The following is a 7,309-nucleotide window of genomic DNA, read 5'->3' as shown; positions in this document are numbered from 1 at the left end:
ACACCACAAAACACGAATAAAGTTGCCGCTTATGGATCTGAAACTGTATTGGGTTGGGCAAATAATTTTGGCAAGCATTTTTTTAGCATAAATGGGACTTATGCTTATACAATTTCACAAGACGAAGAAACAAAAAAGCAATTATTTTTTGTTCCTTTTCATAAAACCACAGGGTCGATAGCTTATTCATATAGAAATTTTGCTATAAATTACCAATTCTTATACAACGGATTTGTATTTACAAGGTCAGATAATGATCCCAAACAAATTATAAAATCATATAAAATCTCTAATATAGGGATAGACTATGATTTTAAATTATTAAACTCTTCAAAATTAGGTTTTCAAGTACTTAATTTATTCAATGAAAAGTATCAGAGTCTTGAAGATAGACCACTTCCAGGTAGAAATTTTAATCTATACATAACCCTTAAATTTTAATAATTATGAAGTTCAGTAAATTGTTTTTAGTAGCTCTTATGAGTTTTCCATTGTTTTTTTCTTGTTCAAACGACGAGGATGTGCCAGTAGCACCAGTTTTAGGAGCTTATGAAAATGGTACTTTTATTTTAAATGAAGGTAGTTCAGGACAAGGTTCTGTGTCTTTTATTGGTAATGATTTAACCAGTTTTACACAAGATGTACATGCAATTGTTAACCCTGGTGATTTATTTGGGAAATATGTGCAATCTATGTTTCTTAATGGTGACTACGCTTATATTATTGCTGGTGGATCTAATAAAATCAATGTTGTAAACAGAAAAACATTCAAATTAGTTGCAAAAATAGAAACAGGTCTTGTTGCTCCAAGATACGGAGTTGTAGTAAACGGAAAAGCTTATGTTACTAATGCAAATACCTATTCTTATGCGAATCCATCAACAGGAAATACAGATGATTATGTTGCTGTAATAAATCTTACAACAAACTTAGTTGAGTCTACTATTCCGTTAAACGCAACAGCAAATAGAATATTAGTTGAAAATGGTAAATTATACATATCAGAACCATATAATAATACAAAAGTATTAGTTGTAAACCCTACTACGAATACACTAGAAACACCTTTAAATGTTGGGTCCGATGCAGATACAATGGAAGTAAAAAACGGATTCCTGTATGCGTTAAGAAGTCCTTACGGAGGACCAAGTGAAATTGTAAAAGTAAAATTATCAGACGCTACGACCAGCACAGTTGTTTTTCCAGCGGCATTAAATGATGCTAAAAATTTAGATATTTATGAAAGTAAAATCTATTACACTGTCGGAACATCAGTTTACGCAATGGATATAGCTGCAACCACAGCATCTACCACAGCAATTTTTAGTTATACTTCAACTTCGGCATACGGAATAATGTACGGATTTGCAGTAAATGGTGGACGAATTTATATTGCTGATGGTGGTGATTTTACAGCAAATAGCAAAGCATACATTTATTCTTTAACTGGTACTTTGCAAAAAGAAATGACGGTTGGAGTTGGACCAAATGGTTTCTATTTTAACTAAAAATTTAAAATATAAAAAACAAAGGCTTTCAGTAATGAAAGCCTTTGTTTTTTACAACCCTCTCGGATTTTTTTCTAAATACATTTCACTATCTAAATCTCTAACCGATTTGTCTATTATTTCTTCATATACTTTATAATTATCTTGAGGGAAATGTCTTCCACCAAGGCTAATAACATTTAAAACTTTAGCTAATAATAACTCGTTCGGATCGCCTAAAACGCCTAAATCTGCTAAGTTTTCGGGTAAAACATTAGTTGCATTGTCAGGTGTAATGCCTTGAGCATAATCACCAAAACCACTTGCGTTTACTGTTTTTAGAACTATAGGTTGCATAGCATATGTATGGTCAGGATTTGCACCTTGTCGTCTGAAATTTGGAGAATCGTATAATGTAATTGAACCTACATTTTTTCCAGTGGTTTTTGTGCCAATATGAACTACATTTATATAAGGTTTCAAACAATTTATAACCAATTCACTCGCTGAAGCAGTTGTTTTGGTTGTTAAAATATAAACTTTAGATAAGTTTAAACTAGTGATAGAACTTCCATTTCCAAGAGTAGAAGTGAAGTTGTTGTTTAGATCATTAGGGTTTAAATTAGATTGTAACTTTGCATTCCATTCTTGATGAGTAAATAATTGCCCATCAAATTGTCCTGTAATCATACTGGCTAATCGTGTTGCAGTAGCAATAGATCCACCAGAATTATATCGCAAATCAAGTACTAAATCCGTTACATTTTCACCTTTTAAATAGGCAAAAGCATTGTTTAATTCGGTTTCAAAATTGCTGTAAAAACCATTGTAGACTAAATAACCAATTTTTCTAGATCCAACAATATGTGTGTTTTTAAGCAAAACAGGATTTTCAGTATAAACAGCTTTTGTTAGAGTAACTGATTGCCCATTTGGAGTAATATTTCCCCCATCATAATCTGCTAAAGTTAAGGTGTAATTATCTTGATTAAGTAGGTTTCTGTAATTACTGATTGTTAGCGGAGTACCATTTACCGCTGAGAAAATAGTTCCTCTTTGTATTGCTTTTGTTGATGCGTCAGAATTGGGCATAATATATTTTACCCAACCAAAAATATCTGTTGTGCTTCCTGTTTTATATGCAAGTCCATATTCGACGCCATTATTTTTTGAGGTTCCTTGCAAAAGCTCCTCTAATTGAATATAATTTGAAAATAGCACGCTATATTTATCGGTATTTTGTCTGTCAAAAATTAAACTTTCAAAAAAACTTTCTGGACTAGAAGAGTTTAATAAATAATTATCTAAATCAACTTGACTCGAAAATCTAGTATCGCTTAAATCTGGAACTTGTGTCTGATACAAATAATATGTATTTAGACCTTTCCAAATAAAGTCCTGAATAGGAACTGATGATGGATTATCGTCATTATCCGTACAGCTTACGATTGCTGTTAAAGTTATAAGTAGTAGGAACGGATGTTTTAGAAATTTTCTCATTTACTTTTAATTATGACGTAAATTTATAAAATAAAACTAGAAGTTTGTAACAAAAAATAAACTCACTCGTCTTGACTATATAACCAACCATTATGAACCAAATTGAATTTATAAACCATGTAAAACCATTTAAGGACAAAATGTTCAGGTTAGCCAAACGTTTGCTCGTAAGCACCGAAGAAGCCGAAGATGCAACACAAGAAGTGTTAGTAAAACTTTGGAAAAAGAATGATGTTCTTAAAAGTTTTGGAAGTACTGAAGCGTATGCGATGACAATTACTAAAAATCATTGTTTAGATGTTTTAAAATCAAAAAGAGCTTCAAATTTGCAAATAGTACATAATAATTATGCTGAAAATGGAGCCAGTTTACAACAGAAAATTGAAGATAGTGATTCTTGGAGTTGGGTCGAAAAATGGATCAACGATTTGCCAGAACAACAAAAACTAATCATTCAGATGCGAGATGTAGAACAATATGAGTTTGAGGAAATCGCAAAAATATTAGAAATGAGCGAAGCTACAATTAGAGTAGCCTTATCGAGAGCCAGAAAAACAATAAGAGAAAAACTGACAAATACCCATAATTATGGAATTCAATAAAATAGAGATATTAATAGAAAAATACTTTCAGGGAGAAACCTCGATTGCCGAAGAAAAGGAGTTGCGCAGCTACTTTTCATCTCAAGATGTGGCGCCACATTTAGAACAATACAAAGCAATGTTTGGTTACTTTACTCAAGCAAAAAAACAAGAATTTGCACAAGAGATTCCACAAATCACTAAAAAACGTAATGTTATGTGGTTGTCTATTGCAGCATCGGTTGTGGTTTTGTTGGGTGTTACTACATTTTTTATGATAAATACTAATGAGCCTGTAAATCATCAGAATGAGTTGGGAACTTACGATAGTCCTGAACTTGCATTCAAAGAAACACAGAAAGCATTAGCCTTGTTATCATCAAACGTAAATGTTGTCATAGAAAGTGTAATGTATGTACAAGAGTATGAGAATACGAAAAATAGAATTTTTAAAAAGTAAAAATCAATCAATTAAAATTAAAATCATGAACAAAAAATCAATAATTATAGCCTTATTTATCTTATTACCATTCTTTAGTCAAGCACAATCGTTGTTCGACAAATATGACGGTCAAGATAATGTAACCTCAATAATCGTAAACAAAAAAATGTTCGATTTGATGAGTAAAGTTAAAATGGAAGCTTCAGACAAAGAAGCACAAAAATACTTGTCATTAATAAAAAAATTAGACAACCTAAAAGTATTTATGACATCGAGTGCAAAAACTACTGCTGATATGAAGTTTAACGTAGAAAAATATCTAAAAACTAGTAATTTAGATGAGTTAATGCGTGTAAATGATGGTGAAAAAAATGTAAAAATTTATGTAAAATCAGGAAGTTCGGATTCACAAGTAAAAGAATTATTAATGTTTATTGAAAGTGCAAACGTAAAAGGAAACGAAACCGTTTTAATGTCGCTTACTGGTGATTTTGATATCAATGAAATTTCGACATTAACAAACAAAATGAATATTCCAGGTGGAGATGTTCTTAAAAAAGCTGGTAAAAAATAATCATGGTAACGATAGTAAGATTTCTCGTAGGTTGTACATTAGCACTATTATTTAGTTGTAAAAGTGAACCAAGTTTGCAAAAATATTTTGTAGAAAATATCGAAAATAAAGATTTTGTAGCCATCGATTTGACACCAAAAATGTTAAATATAGACAATGCTAAATTAAGTGTTTCGCAAAAAGAAGCTTTGGCATCATTTGAAAAAATAAATGTACTAGCATTTAAAATAAATGATAAAAATAAATCCAAATTTGAAGTTGAAAGAGCAAAAGTAACATCAATTCTAAAAGATGAAAAATACCAACAATTAATGAAGTTTGGTTCCGGAAAAGAAGGAGCTCAAATAAGTTTTGTAGGATCAGATGAGCATATTGAAGAATTTGTTATTTACGGAAACAAAAAAGAAAATGGTTTTGCTGTAGTTCGGGTATTAGGAAAAGATATGAATCCTACTTCTATCATGGAAATGGTGAATATTCTGAAAAGTGGAAACATCAATTTAGATCAGCTAAAACCATTACAAGATTTAATGAAATAGTTTTGAATTAAGTTATAAAAAAAGCGATCTATCAGATCGCTTTTTTCGTTTATTTAAAATATTTAAAAGGAACAATAAGCATTCCAAAACATTCCCCATCACCTTTACCTATATGTTTGTGATGCATTTTGTGAGCCCTACGAACTGCACGAGCATATTTGTTATTAGCATTTCTGAAAATTTTAAAACGTTGGTGAATAAAAATATCATGAACTAGAAAATAAGTTAATCCGTAAGCAAAAATCCCTAAACCAATGGCAAGACCAACTTGGAGAATGTCATTTTTCCAGAGTAAAAAGAAAATGATGCTCACAATAGCATAAAATATAAAAAAAGTATCATTTCGTTCAAACCAAGAATCATGGTCTTTTTTGTGATGATCGGCATGCAAATTCCACAAAAAACCATGCATAATGTATTTGTGACTAAACCAAGCCATAAATTCCATAAAGAAGAAAGTAATAAAGAAAACTAAGATATATAACCACATAATTTCTACAATAAATTTAAACGATATTTTACATAACAATTGGCAAGTAGACCAACTTTTTGATAATCAGAAACCCGAATTCTAGTGTTTTTTATTTCAGACGATGGTGTTTTTTTTAATTTAGATAATAATTTTTTATAATAAATATAAGCTGTATAGACGCCAAATTTTGCTTCAATTGGTAAATTTACAATACCTTCGTAACCAGCTCTAAAATCGGCTTCAATTTCCTGAATAATTGCTTGTTTTGAAGCTTCGTCAAGTTGTGATAAATCGGTATTAGGGAAATAAGTTCTGTCTAAATCTTCAAAATCGGCTTTTAAATCTCTCAGGAAATTTACTTTCTGAAAAGCTGACCCCAATCTCATGGCAGCATTTTTTAAGCTTTCGTACAATTCTATATTTCCTTTCACAAAAACCTTTAAGCACATTAGTCCAACAACATCTGCACTTCCGTAAATGTATTCGTTGTATTCGTCTTTGGTTTTATATTCTTTCTTTACTAGATCTAACTTCATACTTTTCATAAAAGCATCAATTAGCTCATTAGGGATTTTGTTTTTATGAACTGTATGTTGAAAAGCATTCAAAATAGGATTCAGACTTATTTTTTGTTTTAAAGCATTTTCCAAATCTGTTTCAAAGGTATTAAATAAGGCTTCTTTGTCATAATCATGAAAACTATCTACTATTTCATCTGCAAAACGAACAAAACCATACACGTTGTAAATATCTTGCCTTATACTTGGTGCCAGCATTTTTACTGCCGATGAAAATGAAGTGCTATAAGATTTTGTCACAAGCTTACTGCAATCATTAGATACTATGTCAAAAAGTGATTTCATATTATTATGAATGTTTTTTTATTAAATCAGCAACTAATTTCCCAGAGATTAATGCAGGCGGAACACCTGGTCCTGGAACGGTTAATTGTCCTGTAAAATATAAGTTTTTTACTTTTTTACTCATTAATTTAGGTCTTAAAAAAGCAGTTTGTAATAAAGTATTTGCCATTCCGTAGGCATTTCCTTTGTATGAGTTGTATTCTTTTACAAAATCTTTTACACAAAATGATTGCTTAAAGATAATATTTTTTCGGACTTCTTGGTTTGTTATTTTTTCGAAACGATTCATTATTTTTTCAAAATAAGTATCTCTTAATTCTTGTGTGTCTTCAATTCCAGGAGCAATTGGAATTAAGAAAAAACCATTTTCGCAGCCTTCGGGTGCTGTTTTATGATTAGTTTTTGATGTAAAATTTGCATAAAACAAAGGCTCGGTGGGCCATTTCGGATTGTCGTAAATTTCTTCTGAGTGCAAATCGAAATCGACATCAAAAAATAAATTATGATGAATCACATTTTCTATTTTTTTGTCAAAACCAACGTAAAACAGGAGGGAAGATGGAGCAAAAGTTTTTTTGTTCCAATATTTTTCCGAATATTGTCTGTATTCGGGTTCTAAAAGCGTTTCAGTATGATGGTAATCGGCACCAGATAAAATAATGTCTGAAGTAATTATTTTTCCATTTATTTGAATTCCTTTGGTAATTTTATTTTCAACAATTATTTTTTCAACATTTGCATCTGTAATTATTGTTACACCTAATTGTTTTGCTAATGTTGCCATTCCGTTTATCACATCATGAAAACCATTTGTAGGCTGCCAAGTTCCTAATCCAAAATCAGCAAAATTC

The 7,309-nt window shown here is 30.8% G+C and carries 9 protein-coding genes and 1 pseudogene; 6 read left to right on the top strand and 4 right to left on the bottom strand.

What is annotated here, in order from left to right; translation table 11 throughout:
• Together ACHZC3_RS11560 and ACHZC3_RS11555 are read left to right on the top strand one after the other, a co-directional pair.
• Positions 1-441: pseudogene (locus ACHZC3_RS11560) on the top strand (TonB-dependent receptor); the annotation flags it as partial.
• Positions 442-446: 5 nt separating this feature from the next.
• Positions 447-1,508, top strand: coding sequence for a YncE family protein (locus ACHZC3_RS11555; RefSeq protein WP_394760010.1), 1,062 nt, complete (start codon positions 447-449; stop codon positions 1,506-1,508).
• A 51-nt stretch (positions 1,509-1,559) separates the two neighbouring features.
• On the opposite strand, the gene ACHZC3_RS11550 is transcribed toward ACHZC3_RS11555, so the two are convergent.
• Entirely contained in the window at positions 1,560-2,987 is a 1,428-nt protein-coding gene (locus tag ACHZC3_RS11550) for a S41 family peptidase (protein ID WP_394760009.1), read from the bottom strand.
• Between the two features lie 92 nt (positions 2,988-3,079).
• On the opposite strand from ACHZC3_RS11550, the gene ACHZC3_RS11545 reads away from it, so the two are divergent.
• From ACHZC3_RS11545 to ACHZC3_RS11530, 4 genes are read left to right on the top strand one after another with little or no spacing between them, the layout of a single operon-like run.
• The gene (locus ACHZC3_RS11545) at positions 3,080-3,589 is read left to right on the top strand and encodes an RNA polymerase sigma factor (protein WP_394760008.1); all 510 of its coding nucleotides are present in this window, start codon (positions 3,080-3,082) and stop codon (positions 3,587-3,589) included.
• Positions 3,576-4,028, top strand: coding sequence for a hypothetical protein (locus ACHZC3_RS11540; RefSeq protein WP_394760007.1), 453 nt, complete (start codon positions 3,576-3,578; stop codon positions 4,026-4,028). Before ACHZC3_RS11545 ends, ACHZC3_RS11540 begins: the two co-directional genes overlap by 14 nt.
• A gap of 25 nt (positions 4,029-4,053) precedes the next feature.
• On the top strand, positions 4,054-4,584 hold the full coding sequence (locus ACHZC3_RS11535) for a DUF4252 domain-containing protein (RefSeq protein WP_394760006.1): 531 nt from the start codon (positions 4,054-4,056) through the stop codon (positions 4,582-4,584).
• Between the two features lie 2 nt (positions 4,585-4,586).
• Complete coding sequence (locus tag ACHZC3_RS11530) at positions 4,587-5,123, top strand: DUF4252 domain-containing protein (protein ID WP_394760005.1); 537 nt, start codon at positions 4,587-4,589, stop codon at positions 5,121-5,123.
• 49 nt (positions 5,124-5,172) lie between these two features.
• Here ACHZC3_RS11530 and ACHZC3_RS11525 read toward each other — a convergent pair whose 3' ends face one another.
• The 3 genes from ACHZC3_RS11525 to ACHZC3_RS11515 form a co-directional block, all read right to left on the bottom strand.
• Positions 5,173-5,613 (bottom strand): sterol desaturase family protein, encoded by a 441-nt coding sequence (locus ACHZC3_RS11525; protein WP_394760004.1) that lies wholly within the window; start codon positions 5,611-5,613, stop codon positions 5,173-5,175.
• Positions 5,614-5,618: 5 nt separating this feature from the next.
• Positions 5,619-6,458: a phytoene/squalene synthase family protein gene (locus ACHZC3_RS11520; RefSeq protein ID WP_394760003.1), complete on the bottom strand. Its 840-nt coding sequence runs from the start codon at positions 6,456-6,458 to the stop codon at positions 5,619-5,621.
• 4 nt (positions 6,459-6,462) lie between these two features.
• A partial coding sequence (locus ACHZC3_RS11515; protein WP_394760002.1) for a phytoene desaturase family protein occupies positions 6,463-7,309 on the bottom strand: 847 nt, incomplete at its 5' end.

Origin of the sequence: Flavobacterium sp. (genome assembly GCF_043720215.1) — a bacterium.
Classification (GTDB): Bacteria; Bacteroidota; Bacteroidia; order Flavobacteriales; family Flavobacteriaceae; genus Flavobacterium.
The sequence above is the reverse complement of the archived record's forward strand: the minus strand, read 5'-3'. Positions and strand labels throughout refer to the sequence as shown.